This window comes from Streptomyces sp. NPDC029041, from assembly GCF_040637515.1.
Taxonomy (GTDB): domain Bacteria; phylum Actinomycetota; class Actinomycetes; order Streptomycetales; family Streptomycetaceae; genus Streptomyces.
On the sequence record NZ_JBEZWO010000003.1, the window covers coordinates 371,936 to 397,131 of the forward strand.

The window sequence follows — 25,196 nt, forward strand, 5'->3', positions numbered from 1 at the left end:
GGCCCTGATCACTGCTGGAAGGAGACGGGCAGTTTCGCGGCCTTGGCGCCGGTCGGCGGGACCTGGAGGGACTTCAGTGCGAACTCCATGACCTTCTTGTAGACGGGTCCGCAGATCTGCCCGCCGAAGTAACTGCCCTGAGTGGCGTTCTGGATGGCGCAGTAGACGGTGATGCGCGGCTTGTCGGCGGGTGCGAACCCGGCGAACGAGGAGGTGTAGCCGTGGTACTTGCCGGTGGCCGGATCCACGCGGTTGGCGGTACCCGTCTTGCCCGCCACGCGGTAGCCGGGGATGCGCGCCTTGGTGCCGGTGCCCTCCTCGTCGTCCACGACGGACTCCAGCATCTGGGCGAGGGTCTTCGCCGTCTTCTCGCTGACGACCCGGTTCTTCTCGGGTTTCGGGGCGGGGGTGAACTGGCCGTCGGGGCCTCTGGTGCCGCGTACGAGGGTGGGCTGGATGCGGACGCCGCCGTTGGCGATGGTCGAGTACACGGAGGCCGCCTGCATGGCGTTGATGGAGACGCCCTGGCCGAAAGGGATCGTGTACTGCTGCGAGGTCGACCACTTGTCGGGCGGGGCGAGGATGCCCTTGGTCTCGCCCGGGAAGCCGAGCCCGGTGTAGCCGCCCAGGCCGAACTTGCGCAGGTAGTCGTAGAGGACCTTGTTGGCCTGGGCCTGGGTCTTGCCGAGCTGGCCGGTGGCGAGGATGGTGCCGATGTTGCTGGACTTGGCGAGGACGCCGTTGAGCGTGAGGTACCAGGTCGGGTGGTCGATGTCGTCCTTGAAGAGCCGGTCGCCGCGGTGCAGCCGGTTGGGCACGACCACGTGTGTCCCGGGTGTGGCGACGTTCTGCTGGAGGACGGCCGCCATCGACATGACCTTGGCCGTGGAACCGGGCTCGAAGGCGTCCTGGACGGCGGCGTTGCCGAGGGCGGCCGGGTCGGCGTCGGACAGGTCGTTCGGGTCGAAGCCGGGCGAGTTGGCCATGGCCAGGACCTGCCCGGTGCGGGTGTCCTGGACGATGACGTAGCCGCGGTCGGCGGCGGATTCCTTCACCTGCTCGCTGATGGCGTTCTGGGCGGCCCACTGGATGTCGCGGTCGATGGTGAGCTCGACGTCGCTGCCGGGGACGGCGGGTGTCTCGGTGGAGCCCGCGGTGGGCACGAGACGGCCCCCGGACTGGGCGTAGCGGATCTTGCCGTCCTTGCCGGCGAGCTTCTTGTCCAGCTGCAGTTCGATGCCGCCGCCGGGCTTGCCCTCGCCGTTGACCCAGCCCAGTATCCCGGCGGCGAGGTCGCCGCCGGGGTACACGCGCTTGCTGGTGGCGACGGAGAAGACGCCGGACAGGACGTTGGGCGTGGACTTGTCCGTCTCGGCCTTCTTGCCGAGTGCGGACTTGAGGTCCTTGATCTGCTTCCAGACCTGCGGGGTCTGGCGGGAGGCCAGCTTGACGTAGCGCAGGGCGGTGTTCTTCGGACGCAGCTTCCTGACCAGGTCCTCCTGCTCCTGGCCGAGGATCGGCGCGAGGAGTGCCGCCGCCTGCTCGGGCCCGTCGGCGATCTTCAGCATGCCGGGGGCGAACATCGTGGGGTCCGCGGTGATGTCGTAGGCGTCCTCGCTGGTCGCGAGGGCCACACCGGACCGGTCGGTGATCTCGCCCCGGTCCGCCGCCAGGACCTGCCCGACGTACCGGTTCTGCTCGGCCTTGGCGGCGTACGTGCTCGCGTCGACGGCCTGCACCTGGAAGAGCCGTACGACGAAGGCGGCCAGGACCAGGGTCAGCGCGAGTCCCACCAGCCGCAGGCGGGGGCGGGGGCTGCCCAGCCGCAGTGGCTTGGGCGCTCCCGGGCGGCCCTGTCCCGGGCGCCGGGCCGGGCCGGCGCCGGGGCCGGGGCGGCGCCGGGCGTCGGGGCGGACGGGCCGTGCGGGGCCGGGCACGCGGCGACGCGGCGGTTGCCTGTCGGACACTTCCGTCACCTGCCGGGGGTCGGGGCGAGGCCGTTGGGCATGGCCTCGGGGGCGAGGACCAGAGGGGTGTGCGCGGCGGGCCGCCGGGCACCGGGAGCGGCGCTGGGGACGCCCTTGACGGTGCCGTCAGGGTCGAGGAAGGCGGGGTCGCCGCCGGGCACCATGCCGAGCTCGCGGGCGCGGCGCTGCAGGGCGTCGGGGGCGGAGTAGGCGTCGATGTCCCGCTGGAGGGCCTGCTCCTCGTCGGTGAGGTTCTTGGTTCCGCGCTGGAGGTCGTCGAGCTGGAACGCGCCTTCGCTGAGGGCTGAGTTCAGCACCAGGAGGGCGATGAGACCGCCGCCGAGGAGGAGGACCACGAGGAGGACGAAAGGCGTGCGGGCCGCCTGTCCGGGGCCGGTCGGGAGGAGCCGCGCGAGCCGGGCCGCCCTCCCCTTCAGTTCGGGTTTGCCGCTCACGCACGCTCCCTCGGTCCGGCCTGCACACGCCTCACTCGACGTCCTCCCTGATGCGCTGGGCCCCGCGCAGTCGCGCCGGTGCCGCCCGCCGGTTCTCGGCGATCTCCTCTTCGGTGGGGAGTTCGGCACCGCGGGTGAGCAGCTTGAGCCGCGGCTGGTAGCGCTCGGGGACGACGGGCAGCCCCGGTGGCGCGGTGGTGGCCGCACCCGCCGCGAAGACCTGCTTGACCAGCCGGTCCTCCAGCGAGTGGTACGACAGCACGGCGATCCGCCCGCCCACGTCGAGCGCCTTCACGGCGGCGGGGATCGCGCGTTCCAGGACGGAGAGTTCGCCGTTGACCTCGATGCGCAGGGCCTGGAAGGTGCGCTTGGCCGGGTTGCCGCCGGTGCGCTTGGCGGCCTGCGGCAGGGCGTCGCGGATCAGCTCGACCAGCCGCGCGCTGTTGCTGAACGGCTCCTTGTCCCGCTCCCGCACGATCGCGCTCACGATCCGCTTGGCCTGCTTCTCCTCGCCGTAGGCCCGCAGGATGCGCACGAGTTCGCCCGGCGGGTAGGTGTTGAGGACCTCGGCGGCACTGACGCCGGTCGTCTGGTCCATGCGCATGTCGAGGGGGGCGTCCTGGGCGTAGGCGAAACCCCGGTCGGCCTCGTCGAGCTGCATGGAGGAGACGCCCAGGTCGAACAGGACGCCCCGCACCCGCGCGATGCCGAGCCTGTCGAGCACCTCGGGGAGCTCGTCGTAGACGGCGTGGACGAGGGTGGCGCGCTCGCCATAGGGGGCGAGGCGCTCGCCGGACAGGCGCAGGGCCTCCTTGTCACGGTCGAGGGCGACGAGCCGGGCGTCGGGGAACCTCGCGAGCAGCGCCTCGCTGTGGCCGCCGAGGCCGAGGGTGCAGTCGACGACCACGGCGTCCGGGCCCTGAAGCGCGGGTGCCAGCAGATCCAGGCACCGCTGGAGCATCACCGGGACATGTCGACTCTCGCTCAAGGGGCCCTCTCAGATCCGGCACGGCCGTACGCACCGCCGGGTCCCCGCCCGCTCGTGGAACATGAGGCCTGACATGTGGCCTGCCGGCGCCGGAAGCGTCAGCCGACCGGGAGCGGGAGGAGGCCGAGCCGTACGTACGCGCCGCGCACGCGGGGAGATCGCCGGTCGTCGCCGGGGTCTCCGAAGAAATCAGTCCAGCGGGGAGAGTCTCGCCTCCCGCTTCGCGTCACTTTAGTCCACGGTGTCGCCCGGTCAATCAACCGGCCTGCGCGTCGCCGCCGTTCGCACGGGGGCCAGGACTCCACCCGTGTGGGTTACCTCACATGTCCTGCCCGGCGGCATTCTTTGTTCACTTCCACAGGAGGCCCGGACGGGGTGTGACCAGTAACGTCATGAGTATGACGACTTCTGCATCGGTACCCACGGGTTCGGAGCGCGCCACGGCGGCCGGGGGCACGGTCACCGACCGTATCGTCGAGGCGAACGCCCGGTACGCCGCCGCCTTCGGGCACGCCGGGATGGACGCCGCGCCGGCCCTGCACGTGGCCGTCGTGGCCTGTATGGACGCCCGTCTCGACACACTCGGCGCGCTGGGCCTGGAGCTCGGCGACTGCCACACCATCCGCAACGCGGGCGGCGTGGTCACCGACGACGTGATCCGCTCCCTCACCATCAGTCAGCGCAAGCTCGGCACGCGCAGCGTCGTCCTCGTCCACCACACCGGTTGCGGCATGGAGACCCTCACCGAGGACTTCCGCGGCGACCTGGAGGCCGAGGTCGGGCAACGTCCGTCCTGGGCGGTGGAGTGCTTCCAGGACGCCGAACAGGACGTACGGCAGTCCATGCAGCGGGTGCGCACCTCACCCTTCCTGCCGCACACCGACGACGTGCGCGGATTCGTGTTCGACGTGAAGACCGGCCTGCTGCGCGAGGTCGACCCGGCCTCCTGACCTGCGCGGCGGGACACGCCCACCCCGGCTCCGCCACCCGCCGCAGCTGTCGGAATCCTGTCAGTCACGCGTTCGAATGGCCGCAAGACCGACATATCGCGGCCAGTTGTCCACAGTCGAGTGACACGAAACGGTAACGGCAGCAAGAATGCGGGAGTGACGTCACGCGGAACCTTTCACGCGTGGTGTCCGTGGTTCGGGGTGGGCCGGCCCGCGTCATGCGGCGTCGGCCCGGAAAAATGGGGTATTCCGTGCTTCCTGGGAGCACGGGAAAGGCCGAGGAGCGCCGGGTGACGACCTATGACGATCGAGCGAGCCATGGGGGTCCCCCAGCCCGGGATTTCTCGCGGGTGGGGGACGATCTGACCGCCGTGGTGGAGCGCGTGCGGCAGTCGGTGGAAGGCGTGATCGAGGGCAAGCCCGAGGTCGTACGGCTCTCGCTGACCGTGCTGCTCGCCGAGGGACATCTACTGATCGAGGACGTCCCGGGTGTCGGCAAGACGATGCTGGCCAAGGCGCTGGCGCGGTCCATCGACTGCTCGGTGCGGCGCATCCAGTTCACGCCGGACCTGCTGCCGTCGGACATCACCGGCGTGTCCATATGGGACCAGCAGCGCCGTGACTTCGAGTTCAAGCCGGGCGCGATCTTCGCGCAGGTGGTGATCGGCGACGAGATCAACCGCGCCTCGCCCAAGACGCAGTCCGCGCTCCTGGAGTCGATGGAGGAGCGCCAGGTCACCATCGACGGCAAGACCTATGAGCTGCCCAGCCCCTTCATGGTGGTGGCGACGCAGAACCCGGTCGAGATGGAGGGCACCTACCCGCTGCCGGAGGCCCAGCGCGACCGCTTCATGGCCCGGGTCTCCGTCGGCTACCCGAGCGCGGAGGCCGAGCTGCAGATGCTGGACGTGCACGGCGGTGTCTCGCCGCTGCAGGACCTCCAGCCCGTGGCCCACGCGGACGAGATCCTCAAGCTCATCGAGGCGGTGCGCGGGGTGCACGTCGCCGAGCCGGTCCGGCGCTACGCCGTCGACCTGGTCGGCGCCACGCGCACCCACCCCGACCTGAGACTCGGCGCCTCCCCGCGCGCGACGCTGCACCTGCTGCGCGCGGCGAAGGCGTCCGCGGCCCTCAGCGGCCGGGAGTACGCGCTGCCGGACGACGTGCAGGCCCTCGCCGTCGCCGTCCTGGCCCACCGCCTGCTGCCCACCGCCCAGGCCCAGCTCAACCGGCGCACCGCCGAGCAGGTCGTCGAGGAGATCCTGCAGCGCACCCCGGTGCCGGCGGGGCCGCAGCAGCAGAGCGGTTTCGGCGGCCTGGGCCGTACGGCCCCGGCGTATCCCCAGCAGCCGCCGCGGAGGCTGTGATGTCGACCGCGGGGGCGGGCCGCGCGGAAGCCGACCGGGGCGAGAAGGGCGGCGTCCGCACCGCTCTGGCCGGTCTGACCACCCGCGGACGCTCGTTCCTGGCCGCCGGTGTCGCGGCCGCGATCTGCAGTTACGTGCTCGGACAGGCCGACCTGCTGCGCGTGGGGCTGCTGCTGGCGGTCCTGCCGCTGGTGTGCGCGGCGGTGCTGTACCGCACGCGCTACCGGGTCGCGGGCAGCCGCCGGCTCTCCCCCGCCCGCGTGCCCGCGGGCAGCGAGGCACGGGTCCACCTGCGGATGGACAACGTCTCGCGACTGCCCACGGGCCTGCTGATGCTCCAGGACAAGGTGCCGTACGTGCTCGGGCCGCGGCCCCGTTTCGTGCTCGACCGGGTGGAGGCGGGCGGCCGGCGCGAGGTGTCCTACCGGGTGCGCTCCGACCTGCGCGGCCGCTACCCGCTGGGCCCGCTCCAGCTGCGCCTGACCGACCCGTTCGGCATGTGCGAGCTGACCCGCTCCTTCTCGACGCACGACACCCTCACGGTCATCCCGCGCGTGGAGCCGCTGGCGCCGGTGCGTCTGGGCGGCGAGGCGCAGGGCTACGGCGACGGACGGCAGCGTTCGCTCGCCCTGGCCGGCGAGGACGACGTCATCCCGCGTGGCTACCGCTACGGCGACGACCTGCGGCGCGTGCACTGGCGTTCCACCGCCCGCCACGGCGAGCTGATGGTGCGCCGCGAGGAGCAGCCGCAGCGCGCCCGCTGCACGGTACTGCTGGACACCCGCGGCATCGCCTACCAGGGCGCGGGGCCGGACTCGCCCTTCGAGTGGGCCGTGTCGGGCGCCGCCTCGGTGCTGGTGCACATGCTCGAACGCGGCTATTCGGTACGGCTGCTGACGGACACCGGCGACGCGGTGCCCGGCGAGGGCGGTGACGGCTTCGCGGGCGCCATCCAGGGGTCGGCGGACGCGGCCGGGCTGATGATGGACACCCTCGCGGTGATCGACCATTCCGACGGCGCGGGCCTGTCCCGGGCCTACGACGTGCTGCGCAGCGGGAACGAGGGGCTGCTGGTGGCCTTCCTCGGCGACTTGGACGAGGAGCAGGCGGCCGTGCTGGGGCGGATGCGACAGCGCAGCCCGGGGGCGGTCGCCTTCGTGCTGGACAGCGACACCTGGGGGCGGGAACCGAGCGATGTGCCCGGCCCGTCGGACAGGAGCGAAGACCGGCTGCGCATGCTGCGCGAGGCGGGCTGGACGGCCCTGCACGTGCCGCAGGGTGCCGCCATGGACGAGCTGTGGCGGCTGGCGGACCGGGAGCGCAGGGGCGTGGCCGCCACGAGCGGCGGGGAGGGACCGTGATGAGCGGGCGGGTACGACTGACGCTGGGCGCCTGGGCGGCCACGCTGATGGCCGCGTGCGCCCTGCTGCCCCTCGTCCGGCCGGCCACGTGGATCGTGCAGGCGGCTTTCCTGCTGGCGCTGCAGTCCGGCGTGGGAGCCGCTGCCCGCCGGGTGCCGCTGGCCCGGCCGGTGACGGTGGCGGCACAGGCCGTGGTCACCGTGCTGCTGCTGACCTTCGTGTTCGCGCGTGAGCAGGCCCTGGCCGGCCTGATCCCGGGACCGCAGGCTGTCGACCGCTTCGCGGTTCTGCTCCAGCAGGGCGGTGACGACATCGCGCGGTACGCGATACCGGCGCCCCTGGAGTCCGACGGCATACGGCTGATGCTGCTGGGCGGGGTACTGATCATCGGGCTGCTGGTGGACACCCTCGCGGTGACCTTCCGCAGCGCCGCTCCGGCCGGTCTGCCCCTGCTCGCCCTGTACTCCGTGGCGGCGGGGCTGTCTGACGGGGACGCGGACTGGCTGTGGTTCCTGGTGGCGGCGGCCGGTTATCTGATGCTGCTGCTGGCCGAGGGGCGGGACCGGCTCTCGCAGTGGGGACGGGTCTTCGGCGGTGCCGCCCGCACGGCGGGCGGGGAGCCGAGCGGCGCCCTCGCCCCGGTCCGCACCGGCCGGCGCATCGGCGTGGTCGCGCTGGGCATCGCCCTGGTGGTGCCGCTCGGCCTGCCCGCGATGAACGGCGGTCTGCTGGACACCGTGGGAGCGGGCGCGGGCGGCGGATCCGGCGGCGGGGGCACGATCTCCGCCGTGAACCCGCTGGTGTCGCTGCGGGACAGCCTGAACGCGGACGAGGACCAGCAGGTCCTGTCCGTGCGGACCAAGTCGCCGGACCTCTCGGACCTGTATCTGCGGATCGTGTCCCTGGACGACTTCGACGGCACCACGTGGAAGCCGTCCCGGCGGTCCATCACCGCCGTCCCCGACGGCGCCTTCCCCGACCCGGTCGGGCTCAGCCCGGACGTCAAGCGCACGGAGTTCGACACCACGATCACGGCGGCCGGCTGGTACGCCCAGGACTGGCTGCCCATGCCGTACCCGCCGAGCGGCGTGCGCATCAGCGGCAACTGGCGCTACGAGCCGCAGGGCATGACGCTGGTCGGCGACCACGGGCAGAACACCCGCGGCCTGACGTACCAGGTCAAGAGCCTGGACGTACAGCCGACGGCGGAGCAGCTCGCCTCGGCCGGACCGGCGCCCGCGGACATCGAGCGCGCCTTCACGAAACTGCCCGACTCGCTGCCGTCGGTGGTGGCCCGCACCGCCCGCACGGTCACCGCGGGCGCGGCCGACCCGTACGACCAGGCGGTCAAGCTGCAGGACTGGTTCGCCGTGACCGGCGGCTTCGAGTACGACACGCAGGTGCAGGTCGGCAGCGGCTCGCAGGCGATCGCCCGCTTCCTGAAGGACAAGCAGGGCTTCTGCGTGCACTTCTCCTTCGCGATGGCGGCGATGGCCCGTTCCCTGGGCATACCGGCCCGGGTGGCGGTGGGCTTCGCGCCGGGTTCCCCGCAGGCGGACGGCTCGGTGTCGGTGGGGCTGCGGGACGCGCACGCATGGCCCGAGCTCTACTTCGAGGGCGTGGGATGGACCCGCTTCGAGCCGACTCCGAACCGCGGCTCGATTCCGTCCTACACCCTGCCCGACAACCCCGGCAGTTCGGTGCCGGACCCCTCGCGTCCCTCCCAGTCGGCGTCGACCGCGCCCTCCGCGGCACCCTCGGTGAGCGAGACCTGCACGCCGGAGCAGAAGAAGCTGGACGGCGGTTGCGCGAGTGAATCGCCGCAGGCGGCGCTGCCCACGGACGACGACGGCCCGAAGTGGTACGCGTTCCTCGTGTGGGCCCTGGCCGGCCTCGCCGTCCTCGCACTCCCTCTGGCCCCGATGCTGTGGCGGCTGCGGACACGGTCGGTACGGCTCGGGGCGCACGGCCGCGGCGAGGCCGACACGGCGCCGCACACCCTGGCCGTCTGGCAGGAGCTGACCGACACGGCGTGGGACTTCGGCATCACGCCGGACGAGTCACAGACACCGCGCAAGGCGGCCGCCCGTATGGTCCGCCTCGGCGATCTCGACGCGGCGGCCGCGGCCTCGGTGCACCGGGTGGCGAACGCGGTGGAGCAGGTGCTGTACGCACCGCACCCGCGACCGGTGGCGGGTCTCACGGAGGACGTCCGCCGTGCGGCGACGGGACTCGGCGCGGCGGCCGGCCGGGCGGCCAGGCTCCGCGCGCTGGTGGCCCCGCGGTCCACCGCGCGTGTGGTGTGGGCGGCGTCGGCCTGGTGGACGAGGGTCCGGGAGCGGGCGGTGGCGCTGCGGCCGACGTGGCGGAAGACCTCGGGGCAGCAGGGCTGAGGCGATGGCAGGACGCAGGATGCGGCAGGACTGAGGAGCGGCGCCAGGGGTGGCGCTGCCCGGGCCGGCCGGTGCGGATGCGCCGGCCGGCCTTGTCGCGTCAGGGACGCGCCGATCCGGCCGTGGCCCGGCATCTTTCGGGCGCATGGCGGCATGCACGCAAACGTCAGGGGGTGACCACCGAGTCGGTGGTCACCCCCTGACCTACGTGTTCACATGGTCCTGGAGAGGCTGCGTGGCGGGCTAATGGCCACCCTGTTCGTCGCGGCGCTTCTGCCAGCGCTGTTCGATGCGGTCCATCACCGAACGGCGCTGCCGACCCTGTGAGCGGGCGTGATGTCCGGCGGCACCGGACGCCTGCTCACCCGGCTTGGGGGCCTTGCGCCAGCCGGTCACGGCGAGCACCGCACAGCCCAGCATGACAAGGAAGCCCACGACGCTGAGCCACACCTGCTTGGCGACCATTCCAGCCATGAGGAGCGCGATACCTACGAGGAAGCCCGCGACCGCCTGGTAGACCCGTCGCCGGGTGTACGTGCGCAGCCCGCTTCCCTCAAGCGCTGTCGCGAACTTGGGATCTTCGGCGTACAGCGCTCGCTCCATTTGCTCGAGCATGCGCTGCTCGTGCTCCGAGAGCGGCACGGAGTCCTCCTCATCGTGCAGTCGCCGGGGCGACCCGGGGGGTCCCTTCAGGATAGGCAGGGAATCGCCCCCGTGAAACCCGCCCCTCTGCGCCAATTGACCAACCGGAACCCGCCATGGGCGTCCGGCTCGCTGAGGCTTGCATTCCCCGGCGGCCGACCCGTCATGCCGGAACGGTCTCCCTCGATCATACGGCGCGCCGTCCCCATTCGGGGGGCCTGTGGCGTACTCCATGCGCAGCCGAGGCGCTGATCAGCGGTGGTGTCCCAGGAGGAGGCTCAGGCCTCGACCGCCCCATCGGTCTCGCCGGTCCCACCGGGCCCTCCGGTTTCAGCGGCCCCACCGGTCTCGCCCAGGACGTGCAGCTGCGTGGCCACCGAGTGGAACGCGGACAGTTCGGCGGCGGCCTCCTCCAGCTTCAGCAGCGCTTCCAGGGCTCCGGGCTCGGTGTCCACGAGGACCCCGGGCACGAGGTCGGCGAAGATCCGCACGCCGTGCACGGCACCGACGCGCAGGCCCGCTCCCTCGACCAGTCCCGTGAGCTGCTCGGTGGTGAAGCGGCGCGGCACGGGGTCACCCGCACCCCATCGTCCGTTCGGGTCGTCGAGCGCCTGCCGGGCCTCCTTGAAGTGCCCGGCGAGGGCGCGGGACAGCACGGCACCGCCCAGTCCGGCGGCGAGCAGGCTGAGGACGCCCTCGGGGCGCAGGGCCGCCACCGCGTTGCGGACGCCCTCGGCCGGATCGTCCACGTACTCCAGGACGCCGTGGCACAGCACCACGTCGTAGCCACCGCGCTCGGCCACGTCGAAGAGGCCGTGGGCGTCGCCCTGGACACCCGTGACCCGGTCGGCCACGCCGGCTTCGGCGGCCCGGCGCTCCAGGGCGAACAGGGCGTTCGGGCTGGGGTCGACGACGGTGACCCGGTGGCCGAGACGGGCGACGGGCACCGCGAAGTTTCCGCTGCCGCCTCCGGTGTCGAGGACGTCCAGCGACTCCCGACCCGCGGCCTTGACCCGGCGATCGAGGGCGTCCTGGAGGACCTCCCAGACCACGGCGGTACGGAGTGAGGCGCGGGGGCGCATCGGGTCCGACACGGCAGTTGACTCCTCGGCGCGGCACCGCCTCTTGCACGGCGGCGCGAACGGGGCGTCCTCCCCGGCCCCGGCCGGGGGAGGGAGGACTTCAGGCGCCCCCCACCCTATTGCCTGGGCCGCGGTGTGCGGACGCCCCGGTCCCGGGATGCACCACGGGCCGGGCGAGCCCTGGCCGCGGTCAGCCCGCGTCCGGCATGTCACTCCCCGCGCCCGGGCCCGCCGGCTGGTCCTGGTCCTGGCGGGGCTGCGGGAGGACCGGCTGGAGGACCAGCATCCGCTCGACGAGGCGCAGGAACATCGCCACGTCGCGTATCAGGTCGTCGGCGTCCCGGCCGGTGGCCGCGCCCTGGATGCCTGCCTCGGCGCGGGCGCGGCGCCTGGCGCCCGCGGCGAACAGCGCGCTCCACTCGGTCAGTTCGGGTGCGATCTCGGGGAGCACTTCCCAGGCGCTCCGGATCTTGGCCCGGGCCCGGGGTGAGGTCTCCGGGCGGCCCCGGGCGGCGAGCACCGCCGCGGCGGTGCGCAGAGCGGCGAGGTGGGCTCGCGCGTAGCGCTCGTTCGGCGCCTCCAGGGACGTGGCCTCGTCGAGGCTGGCGCGGGCCTGGGCGAGCAGGTCGAGGGCGGCGGGTGGGGCCGTGGCCCGGCGGAGCACGGGGTGCACGTCGCTCGCCGGGCCGGTCAGTGAGGGGGCAGGGCCGGAGGCGCGGCGCCGGCGGGCGGCTGCTGCGTGATAGCTGGCCATGACGAACCTCCTGTCGTCTGGGTGACGGCACGTCCGGTCACGGAGTGCCGTATGTGACCCATCGTGAGGTATGGCACTGACAATCCGATCTGACCTGCTGTTTTGCCTCGCTCGTAGGTTCGGAGTAGTTTTTGCACTGACCAGTCAGTTCAATTTCAGGGGAGACTCGTGGGGGAACAGGCGGGAGGGGTGCGGATCGCCGCCGAGGGCCTCGGGATCAAGGGGCCACGGGGGTGGGCGGTCCGCGGGATCTCCGTCGACGCCGAGCCGGGTGCGCTCGTCGCGGTCGAGGGCCCGTCCGGGTCCGGCCGTACGTGTCTGCTGCTCGCGCTGACGGGGCGGATGAAGGTCTCGGAGGGCACGGCGGCCGTGGGCGACGCGAGGCTGCCGAAGCAGATGGCGGCCGTGCGCGGCATCAGCGCGCTGGCGCACGTCCCGGGGCTCACCGACCTCGACCCGGCGCTGACCGTCGGCGAACACCTGCGGGAACGGGCACTGCTCCAGCGTCGCTTCGGCGCATCGCTGCGCGGACTGCTGCGGCCCCGCCGCGAGCGGGCGGCCGAGGCCGAACAGCGCGTCGGCGCCGCGCTGGAGGCGGCCGGGCTCGACGTGGAGTCCCTGCCCAAGGGGCCGCGCACGGCCGTACGGGACCTGGAGCGCCTGGAGGCGCTGCGGTTGTCGATCGCGCTCGCCCTGGTCGGCGGGCCGCGGCTGCTCGGCGTCGACGACGCCGACCTCAAGCTCTCGGACGGTGAGCGGGAGGAGGTCCACGCCCTGCTCAGGTCCCTGGCCGACGCCGGGACGACGGTCGTGGCGGTGTGCAGCGAGGCACCCGAGGGTGCCGTCAGGGTCTCCACCGCGCAGAGCCATGAAGCCCCGGACCCCGGGGACGCCCACCCGGACGGGACCGAGGAGGCAGACCGGGCGGACGGCGGCGAGAAGGCAGACCGGGCGGACGGCGCCGAGAAGGCAGACCGGGCGGACGGCGCCGAGAAGGCGGACCAGGGAGAGGAGAAGGCCGATGCGATCGCCGAAACTGGCCGCGCTTGAGCTGCGCCGATTCGGGCGGGGGAAGCTGCCGCGCGCGGCGCTGGTCGCGCTGCTGGTGCTGCCGCTGCTCTACGGTGCGCTGTACCTGTGGTCGTTCTGGGACCCGTACGGCCGTCTGGACCGGATCCCGGTCGCGCTCGTGAACGACGACAAGGGGGCGACCGCCGACGGGAAGAAGATCACGGCGGGCGACGACATCACGAAGGGCCTGCGTGACAGCAAGACCTTCGACTGGCAGGAGGTGAGCGCCGCCGAGGCCCGCAGGGGCCTGGAGGACGGCAGTTACTACCTGTCACTCACCCTGCCCGCCGACTTCAGCGAACGGATCGCCTCCAGCTCCGGGAACACCCCGGAGACCGGCGCCCTCCAGGTCCACACGAACGACGCGAACAACTACATCGTCGGGCAGATCTCCCGGACGGTCTTCAGCGAGGTGCGGCAGGCGGCGTCCACGAAGACGTCCCGGTCCTTCCTCGACAAGATCTTCGTGTCGTTCTCCGACATCCACGGCAAGACCGTGAAGGCGGCTCAGGGCGCCGACCGGCTCAACGGCGGCATCGGCAAGGCCGAGAAGGGCTCCAAAGACCTCGCCGACGGCTTGAAGGACGCCAAGGGCGGCAGCGGCAAGCTCGCCACCGGCCTCAGGAAGCTCCACACGGGCGCGGGCGACCTGGAGGACGGCTCGAAACGGGTCGCGCAGGGCACGCAGAAGCTCGCCGACCGGGTCAACGGCACCGCCGACAAGGTCGGCCCCTTCCTGAAGGGCAACGAGAAGACCATCGGTGACACCGCCCAGCTGGTCGCCGACTCCTCCGGGGTGATCCGCAAGCACCTGGACACCCTGGTGAAGACGGCCCCGACCGCCGCCAAGGGTGCCCGGGCGGCCTCCGGGACGCTGACCGACGTCCACGCCCGGCGCTGCGACGATCCGGTCGTGCCCGACCCGGCCTGCTCCGACCTGAAGAAGGCCAAGGACGCGGCCGCCGACGTGACCACCATCGCGGACGACCTCAACACGCTGATCGCGGACCAGGACGGTGACCTCGACAAGCTCGACAAGAACCTCGCCACCCTCCAGAAGCAGTCCCAGGCGCTCGCGAACCGCGCACCGCACCTGTCCGAGGACCTCACCGACGCCGTCAAGAAGATCAACGCGCTGAACGACGGGGCGGCCGAGGTGGCCTCCGGAGCGAAGAAGCTGCACAAGGGCATCGGCACGGCCAAGACCGGGGCCGTCACCCTGGACAAGGGCGTCGGCAAACTCAAGACGGGCGCGGACGATCTCAACGGCGGCATCTTCAAGCTCGTCGACGGCTCCGGGAAGCTCGCCGGCGGCCTGCACGACGGTGCGGAGAAGATCCCCGACTACGACGAGCAGGACCGCGACCGGCGCACCGAGGTCATGGCCGACCCCGTCCGCCTCGCCTCCCAGGACCTGCACAAGGCGCCCAATTACGGCACCGGGTTCGCGCCGTACTTCATCCCGCTGTCCCTGTGGGTGGGTGCGATGGTGGCGTACATGCTGATCGCGCCCATGAACCGGCGGGCGCTGGCCGCGGGCGCCCCGGCGTGGCGGATCGCGCTGTCGGGCTGGCTGCCGGTGGTGGCGATCGGGGTGCTGCAGACGGTGGCGCTGATGTCGGTGCTGCACTGGGCGGTCGGCCTGGAGATGTCCCGGGCGGCCGGGACGGTCGGCTTCCTGTTCCTGGTGACCGCGTGTTTCGCGGCGATCGTGCAGTGGCTGAACGCGCGCTTCGGGGCGGCGGGCCGGATCCTCGTCCTGGCGTTGCTGATGCTCCAGCTGACCTCGGCCGGCGGCACGTACCCCGTGCAGACGAGCCCCGGGTTCTTCAACGCGCTCCACCCGTTCCTCCCGATGAGCTACGTTGTCGAGGCCCTCAGGCGGCTCATCACCGGCGGTGGACTCGAACCGGTGTGGCACGCGTGCGTGGTGCTGACGGCGTTCACCGCGGGCGCCCTCGCGCTGACCGCCGTGGCGGCCCGCCGGCGCCAGGTGTGGACGCTGGACCGGCTGCACCCGGAGCTGAGCCTGTGAGCCCCGCCGTCGCTTCCCCCGGAAAGGTTCCTGTGACAATCGGGGCCATGGAAAGCAGCAGTGCCGCGTCGGGCGGCAGCACGCGCCGCGAGGCCACCCGGCAAAAGCTCTACGAGGCGGCCGTCACGCTCATCGCCGAGCAGGGGTTCTCCGCCACGACCGTGGACGAGATCGCCGAGCGTGCCGGGGTCGCGAAGGGCACCGTCTACTACAACTTCGCGAGCAAGTCCGTCCTCTTCGAGGAACTGCTGCGGCACGGAGTGGGTCTGCTGACCGCCTCCCTGCGGGAGGCGGCCGAGCGGACCGCGCGGGAGGGCGGCGGCAAGGTCGACGCCCTGGACGCGATGATCCGCGCGGGACTGGTCTTCATCGACCGCTACCCGGCCTTCACCCAGCTGTACGTCGCCGAGCTGTGGCGCACCAACCGGGCCTGGCAGTCGACGCTGATGGTGGTCCGGCAGCAGGCCGTCGCGGTGGTGGAGGACGTCCTGCGCGACGGCGTGGCGGCCGGGGAGTTCAGCGAGGAGATCGACGTCTCGCTGACGGCGTCCGCCCTGGTCGGCATGGTCCTGGTGGCGGCCCTGGACTGGAAGTCCTTCCAGCCGGAGCGTTCCCTGGACGACGTCCACGCGGCACTGTCCCGGCTGCTCCAGGGCCGGGTGAGCGGCTGCCGCTGAGCCACCGTCCCGTGCACATGTGAAAGCGCCGGTCCGGTGTGGCCGCGTCCCCCGCGGGCCACCTCGAACCGGCGCCTTCCCCACTCCCCCGTTTTCCTTCTCCTGCTCCCCCGTGCGTCCCCCCCGCAGGACCCCCGTTCGGTCGTCCCCCGGTTTCTTCCTGTTCCCCCGGTTCTCCCCCGTGTCTCGCTCCCGCCGACACCGCCGGCGGAAGGAGCGGATCGCGGGCCGGCTCCGTTCCGGCGCCCCGTGTCGCCGGTGCCGGAGCCGTGCCCCTCTCCGTGTCTCCACTCTCTCGTCCGCGCAGGTCGTCCCCCATCCGCGCGCGTACTCAACTCCCCGGCTAGGTATCCGTACTCAGTCCTGCGCACTGGCACCCAGACCGCTGTGTCGCCCTGTGATGACGACCGCCTCCGCGCCCGTACGCGCAGGCCGGTCGGCACGTGCTGCCGACCGGGCTGTCGGTGGGGGCCGATAAAGTCCCTGGCATGGCACGGATTGCGGTGATCGGCGCCGGGATGGGCGCGCTGACGGCCGCCGCCCGGCTGGCCGTCGCGGGCCACCGGGTGGCGGTGTACGAGCGGACGGACACCTACGGCGGAGCCCTGCGCCGCTTCGAGCGCGACGGGTTCTCCTTCGACACGGGCCCCGCCCTGCTGCCGCTGCCCGCCGTCTACCGCGACCTGTTCGTCAAGACCGGCAAGGAGCCGCTGGAGTCCTGTGTCGAGCTGGTCCAGGTCGACCCGTCGGCCCGGCACGTGTTCGCGGACGGCACCGAGGTCTCGCTGCCGAACGCCTCGCGTGCGGGCGTCGTCGCCGCCCTGGACGAGGGGCTCGGCGCGGGCGCGGGGAAGCGCTGGGGCGACTTCCTGGTCCGGGCCCGCGAGGCCTGGGACCGGACCCGCCGGCCCCTGCTGGAGGAGCCGCTGTGGCCGAACTGGCAGGTGCTGGCCGAGCGCGAGCCCTACCCGGCCGTGCCCCACAAGCGACTGCTGCGCACCCGCCGGGCCGGCACACTCGCCGAGATCGGCGCCTGGGAGCTGCGCGACCCCCGGCTCGCGGCTCTCCTGGAAAGTCACGCCCTCGGCCACGGCCTGGATCCCCGGGTCACCCCGGCGAGCGCGGCCGTCCTGCCGTACCTGGAGCACGCCTTCGGCACCTGGTACGTGCGCGGTGGTCTGCGCGAGCTGGCGCGGGCGGTGTACGAGCGGTGCCTGGCCCGGAGGGTCGAATTCCACTTCGGCGCCGACGTCACCGGTGTGCTGGAGAAGGACGGCGCGGCGTCGGGGGTGGAGCTGGCCGACGGGTCGGTGGCGGAGGCGGACTTCGTGGTGGCCGGTGTCGCGCCCGGCGCGCTGGCCCGGCTGACGGAGGGCACCGTCGTGCGGGGCGACGGCGAGGTGCCGCCACAGCCGGCAGCGGCGTCCCGGCTGACCGTCCTGCTGGCCCTGCGCGGTGCCCGCCCGGAGGGCACGGCCCACCGCACGGTGGTGCACGCCCGGGACCGCGGGGCCGAGTTGGACGCCCTGTTCGGCGCGGGGGCCGGAGATCCCCGTCCCACGGTCACGGTGCTGCGGCCCGACGACCCGCGCACCGCTCCCGGGGACCACGAGGCGGTCACGCTCACGACGGTGGTGCCGGCGCAGGCCGGCCGGACTCACGGCGACCTCGCCGACCACATGGTCAGCGTGGCCGAACGCGCCGTACCGGGTCTGCGCGACCGCCTGCTCTGGCACGAGGTGCGCACCCCGGCCGACATCGCGGACACGACGGGCGCGGAGGGTGGCGCGGTGCCCGTGCCGGCCCTGGCTGCGGGCGGCGGACGGCTGCTGCACCCGTCCAACAGCACACGGGTGTCAGGCCTGTTCACCGTGGGCGGCTGGGCTCACCCCGGCGGCGGGCTGCCGCACGCGGGCATGTCGGGTGCACTGGTGGCGGGACTGATCGTCGAGGGGCCGGAGTTCCGCGGCTCGCAGTGAGCACAGCGCCGGGCAGGGCGCGGGCTTCAGAAACGGTACTGCTCGTCGTACCCGTTGCCCTGCGGCTGCTGCCCACCGCCCTGGTAGCCGTACGGCTGCTCCGGCGGCAGTTCCTGCCCGTACTCGTCGGCGTTGCGCTGCTGCGGGACCCAGACCCCGCCGGGCGGGCTGTCGCCGCCGTAGGTGCCGGAGTACTGGTCCTGGCCGTAGGTCTGCTGGCCGTAGTACTGCTGGTCGCCGTACGTGCCGTCGTAGGTGCCCTGGCCGTGGGCCGACGAGCCGATGTACGGGTCGGAGTAGGCGGCGTACTGCTGCTGCCCGGTCGCGTCGTAGCCCTGCTGCTGGCCGTAGCCGGAGTAGTCGTAGGCGTAGGACTGGTCTGCGGCCTGGGAGGCGTACTGGTCGTGGGACTGCTGTCCCCCCGACTGGTACCCCTGGTCGTAGACGCCGTAGGAACCGGAGTCCTCGGGCATGGGCTGCGGCTCGTAGACGGCGGTGGTCTCGGCGGACGCCGGCTGGTGCATGGGCCGGGCGGGGGTGAAGACGTCGTCCCGGTCGTAGTCGTCGTCCTGGCCGTGGGGGGCGGGGTCGCGGCGCTGGGCGCCCGCCTCGTCGTCGTAGCCGCCCTCGGCCTCCAGGCCGGAAACCTCCAGGGTCGGCTCCTGGCGGCCGCGCTCACCGCGGCGGCGCTTGCTGCCGCCCAGCGCGGGCGCGTTCATCGCCCAGCCGGCCGCGAAGCCGCTGCGGAACGACAGCGTGACGTAGGTCTGCCCGACCGCGAAGGCGGCCGCACCCAGTCCGATCACGACGACCGACGGGATCAGGACGCCGACGACGACACCGAGGAACCCGGCGAAGGCCAGCAGGCGCCAGCGCAGTCGCGCCTTGTACTGCAGGAGCACCTCGCCCAGCAGCCACAGCGCGACGATGCCGAACGCGATGTAGAGGACCGCCCAGCCCATGTACGCCCCTCTCCCAGTGGCCGCTACGCAGTGTGTCGTATACCGGTGCGAACGGTCTAGGCCTGCGGTGAGTGGTGCAGGCCCAGGTTCTCGTAGATCTCCAGTGTCGCGGTGGAGTTGTTGAGCGTGATGAAGTGCAAGCCGGGCACGCCCTCGGCGAGCAGCCGCGCACAGAACTCCGTGGCGAATTCGATCCCAATGGAGCGTACAGCGGCGGGATCGTCCTTTGCTGTGAGGATCCGCTCTTTCAGGGCGTCCGGGAACGCGGCGTTGGTGAGGGATCCGATACGTTCCAGCGTCTTCACGCTCGCGATCGGCATGACCTCGGGAATGATCGGGGTGTCGCAGCCGGCGGCCGAGACCCGGTCGCGCAGGCGGAGGTAGTCCTCGGGGTGGAAGAACATCTGCGTGATGGCGTAGTCGGCACCCGCCCGGCACTTGTCGACGAAGTGGCGGACGTCGGTGTCCCAGTCGCACGAGCGGGGGTGCATCGCCGGGAAGGCGGCGACGCCCACGCAGAAGTCGCCGGAGGCCTTGATCAGTTCGACGAGTTCGGCGGCGTAGGCCAGGCCGCGCGGGTGCGGCACCCATTCGCCCATCGGGTCGCCGGGCGGGTCCCCGCGCAGGGCGAGCATGTTGCGGATCCCGGCGTCGGCGTACTGGCCGATGATGTTGCGCAGGTCGGCCACCGAGTGGTCGACGGCGGTGAGGTGGGCGATCGGGGTGAGGGTGGTGTCGGAGGCGATCGCCTCGGTCGCCTTGACCGTGCCCGCACGGGTGGAACCGCCCGCTCCGTAGGTCACGGAGACGAAGTCGGGTGCCACCGCCTCGACCCGGCGCAGCGCGTTCCACAGGTTCCGCTCGCCCTTCGGGGTCTTGGGGGCGTAGAACTCGAACGAGTACGTCGTCTTGCCGGCCGCGAGCATGTCGCGGACGGTGCGGGCGTGGTCCGACCTGATGGATGCGGTGCCGAGGGCCATACGGGCAGGTTAGCCAGGGGCGGTCGGTCCCCCAACCGGGGGCCGACTTTTGCCCTAATTGTCCACTTGTTGTCCATCCCTTGGACAAACCGCCGGAACTACGCCTCCCGCAGCCGCTTCGCGAACCCGGCCGCCGCGGCCCCGGGGTCCTCCGCCTCGGTGATCGCCCGGACGACGACGACGCGCCGGGCACCCGCCTCCAGGACCTGGTCGAGATTGCCGAGGTCGATGCCGCCGATGGCGAACCAGGGGCGGTCGGTCCCGAGGGCGGCGGTGTGGCGGACGAGGTCCAGGCCGGGTGCGTGGCGGCCGGGCTTGGTGGGCGTCGGCCAGCAGGGACCGGTGCAGAAGTAGTCCACACCCTGCTGGACCGCGGCCGCCTCCGCCTCGGACTCGGCGTGGGTGGAACGGCCGATCAGGACGTCGTCGCCGAGCAGCGCACGGGCGGCGGGGACCGGGAGGTCGCCCTGGCCGAGATGCAGGACGTCGGAGCCGGCGGCGTGGGCGACGTCCGCACGGTCGTTCACCGCGAGCAGCTTGCCGTGCCGGGCGCAGGCGTCGGCGAAGACGGCCAGGTGCTCCAGTTCCTCGGCGGCCTCCATGCCCTTGTCCCGCAACTGCACGATGTCGACCCCGCCGGACAGCACGGCGTCGAGGAACTGACCGAGGTCGCCCTGCCGCTTGCGCGCGTCGGTGCAGAGGTAGACCCGGGCGTCGGCGAGCTGGGCCCGTGCGGTGGCGGCGGCGGTGCCGGTCATGCGTGTCCCCCAGGGTGTCGGTGGCGTGCGGGTGCGCGTGCACGGCGTCGAGCGGGCCCGAGTGCGTGGCCCGCGTGGCGGGCGGCGCGGGGCGTACCCGCCCCGTCACCGACGCCTCGGGCACCTTACGCCTGCCCCTAGGCCCGACGCTGACGTTCGCAGCCCAGCACAGGGCGTGTCCGGCCCCGGGCCGTGACCCCTCGGGTCACGGCCCTCACGTCGGGCGGTTGTTCGGGTCCGGCTCCGCTCGCACTGTGCCGGACGGTTGTCCTGTCGCGGCCGGGTCAGACCGCGAGCGCCTGGGCGCGGCGCTTCACCTCCGTGCCGCGATTCTCGCTGAGCGCCTGCGCGGGGGTGCCGGGCAGGCTGGGGTCCGGGGTGAAGAGCCACTCCAGCATCTCTTCGTCCGTGAAGCCGTCGTCCCGCAGGAGCGTCAGGGTCCCGGACAGGCCCTTGACGACCTTGTCCCCGTCGATGAAGGCGGCAGGGACGTGCAGCGCGCGGTTCTCACCACGGCGTACGGCGATGAGCTGGCCGTCCTTGACCAGCTGCCGCACACGCGTCACCTCGACGCCGAGCTGTTCGGCGATGTCGGGGAGGGTGAGCCAGGCGGGGACGAGAGCATCGATCTTTGCGTCAATCTCGGTCACGGAAACAAGCCTGCCATTTGCCACTGACAGTCGGAAGCCGGACCGGTCCGCCCGGCGGACGCGCCGCGCCCGTCAGCGCCGCCCGGCGGCCCCCACCGAGGCGGTGGCGCCTACGCCGTCGCCGCTTTCATGGGCCTGGCCGGATCGGCCAGCAGCACCGGATTCATCGGCGTGCCGGACTCGATCAGGCGGCGTCCCTGCGCCAGGTCGCGGGGCCTGCCCACCGCCAGCAGCGCGACCAGCCGCTCGCCCCGCAGCCAGCAGACGGTCCAGGCCGGGCCGGAAGTCTCGCCCCGCCACAGGGTGGTGTCCGCGGCCGCGTGGTGCCCGGCGTACTGGACGAACCGCCCGAACTGCTCGGACCAGAAGTACGGCACCGGGTCGTAGACCGCCGGTGTCTCCCCCGTGGCCCGGCCGACGATGTTCACGGCGACCGTGCGCGGCCCCTGGAGGGCGTTGTCCCAGTGATGGATCAGCAGGCGCTCGCCGTAGCGACCCGAGGGGAAGGAGGCGCAGTCGCCGACCGCGTACACATCCGGCTCGCCCGTGCGCAGATGCTCGTCGGCCACGATCTCGCCGTGCGGGCCCAGCCCGATCCCGGAACCGGCCAGCCAGGCCGTCGCGGGGCGGGCGCCGATGCCGACGACGACCGCGCCCGCGGGCAGCCGCGAGCCGTCGTCGAGGACGACGACGCCGGGTTCGACGCGCTCCACGCGCGCGCGTGTCCGCAGGTCGGCGCCCGCGTCGGCGTACCAGTCGGCCATGGGGGCGGCGACCTCGGCGGGCAGCGCCCCGGCGAGCGGGCGTTCCGCGGCTTCGACGACGGTCACCGCGCAGCCCGCCTCGCGCGCGGCGGTGGCGAACTCGGCGCCGATCCAGCCCGCGCCGACGACCACGATGTCGTGCCGGCGGGCCAGCACGGGCCGCAGCCGCTCGGCGTCGTCGAGGGTGCGCAGCAGGTGCACGCCCGGCACGCCCTCGGTGCCGGGCAGCCGGACGGGTTCCGCGCCCGTCGCGACGACCAGGACGTCGTACGGCACGGGCCCGTCCTCGGTGTCCAGCTCGTGGTCGGCGGGGCGCAGGCCCAGCACCTCGCAGCCGAGCCGCAGTTCGATGCCGAGGGCCTCGAAGTCGACGTCGAAGGCGGAGCCCTCGGACTTGCCGAGCAGGACGGCCTTGGACAACGGGGGCCGGTCGTAGGGCTGGTGGGGCTCGGCGCCGATGAGGATCACGTCACCGGTGAAGCCCTGCTCGCGCAGCGCTACGGCGGTCTGCACCCCGGCCATGCCCGCGCCCGCCACGACGACGCGCCGCGGCGCGGACGAACCTGGTTCCTGCGTCTGCTCGCTCACCTGATCACCATAGACACCTGACGTTTCGTCAGTCAGTGCTCATGCGCCGTGACCTGCTCCACAACGCTCGTGCCGTCACCCTGCTGGGACTCCCACTCCCAGGTCTCCTCCAGCCGCACCCGCCCGTCGGGCAGCTCCACGACCGAGGAGACGCAGTGCCCGGAGGACGTGGTGCCGTCCTGCTTGAGCTGGACGTACCGGAAGTCCAGCCGGTCACCTTTCCGGGTACCCACGAGGTGCCCGCGTACGACGTCGCCACCGGTGTACTCGGCCCAGATCTCGCCCTGCCGCTCGTGGTACGTGAACCGGGTGCGGGTGCCCACCTGCCCCGGGGCCTGGTCGGCGACCGGGGCGAGGACGAGACCGTCGAGGGATCGGGCCATGGACTGAGGCTCCCTTACTGCGGGACAGGGCGTCGGGCTAGGGTGGCCAACGTAAAGCACTCGCGGGAGCCCGGACGCACCGGGCTGAGAGGGAGGCTGGCGGCCTCCGACCGTACGAACCTGATCCGGGTCATGCCGGCGAAGGGAGGGGCTGGACGCCCATGTCGCCTACGTCCACATCCACGTCCGTGTCGTCAGACGTCCTGGTCATCGGGGGCGGGATCATCGGCCTGGTCACGGCCTGGCGGGCCGCGCAACGGGGGTTCGCCACGGCCGTCGTGGACCCCGAGCCGGGCGGCGGGGCCGCTCAGGTCGCGGCCGGGATGCTGGCCGCCGTCACGGAACTGCACTACGGCGAGCAGACCCTGCTCGGTCTGAACCTCGCCTCCGCCCGGCGCTACCCGGACTTCGCCGCCGAGCTCACCGAGCTGACCGGCCGGGACCTCGGCTACCGCCGCTGCGGCACGCTCGCCGTGGCGCTGGACGCCGACGACCGGGCCCACCTGCGCGAACTGCACGCCCTGCAGCAGCAGTCGGGGCTGGAGTCGCAGTGGCTGTCGGGGCGCGAGTGCCGGCGCCTGGAGCCGATGCTCGCGCCGGGCGTGCGCGGGGGGCTGCGAGTCGACGGCGATCACCAGATCGATCCGCGGCGGCTGGCCGGGGCGCTGGTCGCCGCCTGCGAGCGGACGGGCGTGGTCTTCCGCCGTACGTGGGCAGAGCGGCTCGCCGTCGTCCGGGACCGGGCCGCGGGTGCCGTCCTGGCCGACGGGACCGAGGCGGCCGCCGGGCAGGTGGTGCTCGCCGGGGGGAGTCTCAGCGGGCGGCTCGCGGGCGTCCCGGAGGACGTGCTGCCTCCCGTGCGGCCGGTGAAGGGCCAGGTCCTGCGGCTGACCATGCCGCAGCGGCACGGGCCGTTCCTGAGCCGGACCGTGCGCGCGGTCGTGCGCGGCAGCCACGTCTACCTGGTGCCGCGCGCGAGCGGCGAGCTGGTCGTCGGGGCCACCAGCGAGGAGCTGGGCTGGGACACCACCGTGACCGCGGGCGGCGTGTACGAGCTGCTGCGGGACGCGCACGAACTGGTCCCCGGCATCACCGAGCTGCCGCTGACCGAGACCCGGGCCGGCCTTCGGCCCGGCTCTCCCGACAACGCGCCCCTGCTCGGCCCGACCGGTCTGGAGGGGCTGCTGCTGGCCACCGGGCACTACCGCAACGGCGTCCTGCTCACCCCCGTGACCGGCGACGTCCTGGCCCAGGTCCTGGCGACGGGTGAACTCCCCGAGGAGGCACGGCCGTTCACCCCGAAACGCTTCAGTCCCGCCACCGCACTCACGGAGCAGCCCGCATGAACATCTCCGTCAACGGCGAGCCCCGGGACGTCGGGCCCGGCACGGCTCTGGACACCGTCGTGAGGTCGCTCACGGCCTCGCCCTCGGGCGTGGCCGCCGCCCTCAACGAAACCGTCGTCCCGCGCACCCAGTGGCCCTCCACCCCCCTGTCCGAGGGGGACCGTGTGGAAGTCCTCACCGCCGTCCAGGGAGGCTGACCATGGCCGACGATCCGTTCGTCCTCGGTGGTACGTCGTTCACGTCCCGTCTGATCATGGGCACGGGCGGCGCGCCCAGCCTCGACGTGCTGGAGCGGTCGCTGGCCGCGTCCGGGACGGAGCTGACGACGGTCGCCATGCGCCGGGTGAACGCCTCGGTGCACGGCTCGGTGCTGTCCGTCCTGGACAGACTCGGCATCCGGGTGCTGCCGAACACGGCGGGCTGCTTCACCGCGGGGGAGGCCGTCCTCACCGCCCGCCTGGCGCGCGAGGCCCTCGGCACGGACCTGGTCAAGCTGGAGGTCATCGCCGACGAGCGCACGCTGCTGCCGGACCCGATCGAGACCCTGGAGGCGGCCGAGACCCTGGTCGACGACGGCTTCACGGTCCTGCCGTACACCAACGACGATCCGGTGCTCGCGCGGAAGCTGGAGGACGTGGGCTGCGCGGCGATCATGCCGCTCGGCTCGCCGATCGGCTCCGGGCTCGGCATCCGCAACCCGCACAACTTCCAGCTGATCGTCGAGCGGGCCCGCGTGCCGGTGATCCTGGACGCGGGCGCGGGGACGGCGTCGGACGCGGCGCTGGCGATGGAGCTGGGGTGTGCGGGCGTGATGCTCGCCTCGGCCGTGACGCGGGCGCAGGAACCCGTGCTGATGGCTTCCGCCATGAGGAGCGGGGTGGAAGCCGGGCGGTTGGCGTATCGAGCTGGGCGCATCCCGCGGCGGCACTTCGCGCAGGCGTCTTCGCCGGGTGAGGGTATGGCTGTGCTCGATCCGGAGCGGCCTGCTTTTCAGTGACCCGCGCTTGTGCTGGGGGCGGACAGACGTCACAGGTCGGCTGCAGT

General features: G+C 72.7%; 23 protein-coding genes and 1 riboswitch. Of the genes, 11 read left to right on the plus strand and 12 right to left on the minus strand.

All coding sequences use genetic code 11. The features are described 5' to 3' along the window. Positions 1-8: 8 nt before the first annotated feature. The 3 genes from AB0F04_RS08940 to rsmH are packed head-to-tail and all read right to left on the minus strand — an operon-like array spanning position 9 to position 3,410. Positions 9-1,967, minus strand: a complete 1,959-nt coding sequence (locus AB0F04_RS08940) for a penicillin-binding transpeptidase domain-containing protein (RefSeq protein ID WP_362039328.1) — start codon at positions 1,965-1,967, stop codon at positions 9-11. A gap of 5 nt (positions 1,968-1,972) precedes the next feature. Continuing rightward, entirely contained in the window at positions 1,973-2,422 is a 450-nt protein-coding gene (locus AB0F04_RS08945) for a hypothetical protein (RefSeq protein WP_362039330.1), read from the minus strand. Between the two features lie 31 nt (positions 2,423-2,453). Beyond that, on the minus strand, positions 2,454-3,410 hold the full coding sequence (gene rsmH / locus AB0F04_RS08950) for a 16S rRNA (cytosine(1402)-N(4))-methyltransferase RsmH (protein ID WP_362039332.1): 957 nt from the start codon (positions 3,408-3,410) through the stop codon (positions 2,454-2,456). Positions 3,411-3,808: 398 nt separating this feature from the next. Here rsmH and AB0F04_RS08955 point away from each other — a divergent pair, with 398 nt between their 5' ends. The 4 genes from AB0F04_RS08955 to AB0F04_RS08970 all read left to right on the plus strand — a co-directional run bounded on the left by AB0F04_RS08955 (position 3,809) and on the right by AB0F04_RS08970 (position 9,481). After that, the gene (locus tag AB0F04_RS08955) at positions 3,809-4,360 is read left to right on the plus strand and encodes a carbonic anhydrase (protein WP_362039334.1); all 552 of its coding nucleotides are present in this window, start codon (positions 3,809-3,811) and stop codon (positions 4,358-4,360) included. A 350-nt stretch (positions 4,361-4,710) separates the two neighbouring features. Continuing rightward, positions 4,711-5,727, plus strand: a complete 1,017-nt coding sequence (locus AB0F04_RS08960; RefSeq protein WP_078956077.1) for a MoxR family ATPase — start codon at positions 4,711-4,713, stop codon at positions 5,725-5,727. Then, positions 5,727-7,088 carry a DUF58 domain-containing protein gene (locus tag AB0F04_RS08965; protein ID WP_362039336.1) on the plus strand — a complete coding sequence of 454 codons (1,362 nt, stop codon included), beginning with the start codon at positions 5,727-5,729 and terminating at the stop codon, positions 7,086-7,088. The genes AB0F04_RS08960 and AB0F04_RS08965 overlap by 1 nt, the downstream gene beginning before the upstream one ends. Next, the gene (locus tag AB0F04_RS08970; protein WP_362039338.1) at positions 7,088-9,481 is read left to right on the plus strand and encodes a DUF3488 and transglutaminase-like domain-containing protein; all 2,394 of its coding nucleotides are present in this window, start codon (positions 7,088-7,090) and stop codon (positions 9,479-9,481) included. Before AB0F04_RS08965 ends, AB0F04_RS08970 begins: the two co-directional genes overlap by 1 nt. A gap of 243 nt (positions 9,482-9,724) precedes the next feature. On the opposite strand, the gene AB0F04_RS08975 is transcribed toward AB0F04_RS08970, so the two are convergent. The 3 genes from AB0F04_RS08975 to AB0F04_RS08985 all read right to left on the minus strand — a co-directional run bounded on the left by AB0F04_RS08975 (position 9,725) and on the right by AB0F04_RS08985 (position 11,959). Then, positions 9,725-10,123 (minus strand): DUF3040 domain-containing protein, encoded by a 399-nt coding sequence (locus tag AB0F04_RS08975; RefSeq protein WP_053671909.1) that lies wholly within the window; start codon positions 10,121-10,123, stop codon positions 9,725-9,727. Positions 10,124-10,401: 278 nt separating this feature from the next. Continuing rightward, positions 10,402-11,217, minus strand: coding sequence for a methyltransferase (locus AB0F04_RS08980; protein WP_362039341.1), 816 nt, complete (start codon positions 11,215-11,217; stop codon positions 10,402-10,404). Positions 11,218-11,395: 178 nt separating this feature from the next. Then, a complete protein-coding gene (locus AB0F04_RS08985; RefSeq protein WP_362039343.1) occupies positions 11,396-11,959 on the minus strand; it encodes an SAV_6107 family HEPN domain-containing protein in 564 nt (187 codons plus the stop codon). A gap of 168 nt (positions 11,960-12,127) precedes the next feature. Between AB0F04_RS08985 and AB0F04_RS08990 the strand changes: the two genes are divergently transcribed. The 4 genes from AB0F04_RS08990 to AB0F04_RS09005 all read left to right on the plus strand — a co-directional run bounded on the left by AB0F04_RS08990 (position 12,128) and on the right by AB0F04_RS09005 (position 17,721). Further along, a complete protein-coding gene (locus AB0F04_RS08990) occupies positions 12,128-13,009 on the plus strand; it encodes an ATP-binding cassette domain-containing protein (RefSeq protein ID WP_362039345.1) in 882 nt (293 codons plus the stop codon). After that, entirely contained in the window at positions 12,981-15,065 is a 2,085-nt protein-coding gene (locus AB0F04_RS08995; protein WP_362039347.1) for a YhgE/Pip domain-containing protein, read from the plus strand. Before AB0F04_RS08990 ends, AB0F04_RS08995 begins: the two co-directional genes overlap by 29 nt. 47 nt (positions 15,066-15,112) lie before the next feature. After that, positions 15,113-15,742, plus strand: coding sequence for a TetR/AcrR family transcriptional regulator (locus AB0F04_RS09000; protein WP_362039349.1), 630 nt, complete (start codon positions 15,113-15,115; stop codon positions 15,740-15,742). A gap of 488 nt (positions 15,743-16,230) precedes the next feature. Beyond that, entirely contained in the window at positions 16,231-17,721 is a 1,491-nt protein-coding gene (locus AB0F04_RS09005; RefSeq protein WP_362039351.1) for an NAD(P)/FAD-dependent oxidoreductase, read from the plus strand. 26 nt (positions 17,722-17,747) lie between these two features. Here the strand turns inward: AB0F04_RS09005 and AB0F04_RS09010 are convergent, their stop codons facing one another. The 6 genes from AB0F04_RS09010 to AB0F04_RS09035 form a co-directional block, all read right to left on the minus strand. Then, entirely contained in the window at positions 17,748-18,683 is a 936-nt protein-coding gene (locus AB0F04_RS09010; RefSeq protein WP_362039353.1) for a hypothetical protein, read from the minus strand. A gap of 56 nt (positions 18,684-18,739) precedes the next feature. Beyond that, complete coding sequence (metF, locus tag AB0F04_RS09015) at positions 18,740-19,663, minus strand: methylenetetrahydrofolate reductase [NAD(P)H] (RefSeq protein WP_362039355.1); 924 nt, start codon at positions 19,661-19,663, stop codon at positions 18,740-18,742. A gap of 98 nt (positions 19,664-19,761) precedes the next feature. Further along, positions 19,762-20,421, minus strand: a complete 660-nt coding sequence (gene thiE, locus AB0F04_RS09020) for a thiamine phosphate synthase (protein WP_362039357.1) — start codon at positions 20,419-20,421, stop codon at positions 19,762-19,764. Positions 20,422-20,705: 284 nt separating this feature from the next. Continuing rightward, a complete protein-coding gene (locus tag AB0F04_RS09025) occupies positions 20,706-21,071 on the minus strand; it encodes an Rv2175c family DNA-binding protein (protein WP_086855209.1) in 366 nt (121 codons plus the stop codon). Positions 21,072-21,181: 110 nt separating this feature from the next. Then, positions 21,182-22,423: an FAD-dependent oxidoreductase gene (locus AB0F04_RS09030; protein ID WP_362039359.1), complete on the minus strand. Its 1,242-nt coding sequence runs from the start codon at positions 22,421-22,423 to the stop codon at positions 21,182-21,184. Positions 22,424-22,455: 32 nt separating this feature from the next. Continuing rightward, a complete protein-coding gene (locus AB0F04_RS09035) occupies positions 22,456-22,806 on the minus strand; it encodes a hypothetical protein (RefSeq protein ID WP_362039361.1) in 351 nt (116 codons plus the stop codon). 52 nt (positions 22,807-22,858) lie between these two features. After that, a riboswitch (TPP riboswitch) is annotated at positions 22,859-22,970 on the plus strand. Between AB0F04_RS09035 and thiO the strand changes: the two genes are divergently transcribed. The 3 genes from thiO to AB0F04_RS09050 all read left to right on the plus strand — a co-directional run bounded on the left by thiO (position 22,968) and on the right by AB0F04_RS09050 (position 25,149). Continuing rightward, the gene (gene thiO / locus AB0F04_RS09040) at positions 22,968-24,152 is read left to right on the plus strand and encodes a glycine oxidase ThiO (RefSeq protein WP_362039363.1); all 1,185 of its coding nucleotides are present in this window, start codon (positions 22,968-22,970) and stop codon (positions 24,150-24,152) included. (Overlaps the previous riboswitch by 3 nt.) Next, positions 24,149-24,349: a sulfur carrier protein ThiS gene (gene thiS, locus AB0F04_RS09045; protein ID WP_053671923.1), complete on the plus strand. Its 201-nt coding sequence runs from the start codon at positions 24,149-24,151 to the stop codon at positions 24,347-24,349. Before thiO ends, thiS begins: the two co-directional genes overlap by 4 nt. Positions 24,350-24,351: 2 nt before the next feature. Further along, positions 24,352-25,149, plus strand: a complete 798-nt coding sequence (locus AB0F04_RS09050) for a thiazole synthase (RefSeq protein WP_362039365.1) — start codon at positions 24,352-24,354, stop codon at positions 25,147-25,149. The last annotated feature ends 47 nt before the right edge of the window (positions 25,150-25,196 follow it).

Coding starts and splice junctions, on each gene's coding strand:
- AB0F04_RS08970 (WP_362039338.1), top strand. CDS start 7,088: ATGAGCGGGCGGGTACGACTGACGCTGGGCGCCTGGGCGGCCACGCTG.
- AB0F04_RS08955 (WP_362039334.1), top strand. CDS start 3,809: ATGACGACTTCTGCATCGGTACCCACGGGTTCGGAGCGCGCCACGGCG.
- AB0F04_RS09035 (WP_362039361.1), bottom strand. CDS start 22,806: ATGGCCCGATCCCTCGACGGTCTCGTCCTCGCCCCGGTCGCCGACCAG.
- AB0F04_RS09050 (WP_362039365.1), top strand. CDS start 24,352: ATGGCCGACGATCCGTTCGTCCTCGGTGGTACGTCGTTCACGTCCCGT.
- thiO (WP_362039363.1), top strand. CDS start 22,968: ATGTCGCCTACGTCCACATCCACGTCCGTGTCGTCAGACGTCCTGGTC.
- AB0F04_RS08965 (WP_362039336.1), top strand. CDS start 5,727: ATGTCGACCGCGGGGGCGGGCCGCGCGGAAGCCGACCGGGGCGAGAAG.
- AB0F04_RS09005 (WP_362039351.1), top strand. CDS start 16,231: ATGGCACGGATTGCGGTGATCGGCGCCGGGATGGGCGCGCTGACGGCC.
- metF (WP_362039355.1), bottom strand. CDS start 19,663: ATGGCCCTCGGCACCGCATCCATCAGGTCGGACCACGCCCGCACCGTC.
- thiS (WP_053671923.1), top strand. CDS start 24,149: ATGAACATCTCCGTCAACGGCGAGCCCCGGGACGTCGGGCCCGGCACG.
- AB0F04_RS08995 (WP_362039347.1), top strand. CDS start 12,981: ATGCGATCGCCGAAACTGGCCGCGCTTGAGCTGCGCCGATTCGGGCGG.
- thiE (WP_362039357.1), bottom strand. CDS start 20,421: ATGACCGGCACCGCCGCCGCCACCGCACGGGCCCAGCTCGCCGACGCC.
- AB0F04_RS09010 (WP_362039353.1), bottom strand. CDS start 18,683: ATGGGCTGGGCGGTCCTCTACATCGCGTTCGGCATCGTCGCGCTGTGG.
- AB0F04_RS09000 (WP_362039349.1), top strand. CDS start 15,113: ATGGAAAGCAGCAGTGCCGCGTCGGGCGGCAGCACGCGCCGCGAGGCC.
- AB0F04_RS08985 (WP_362039343.1), bottom strand. CDS start 11,959: ATGGCCAGCTATCACGCAGCAGCCGCCCGCCGGCGCCGCGCCTCCGGC.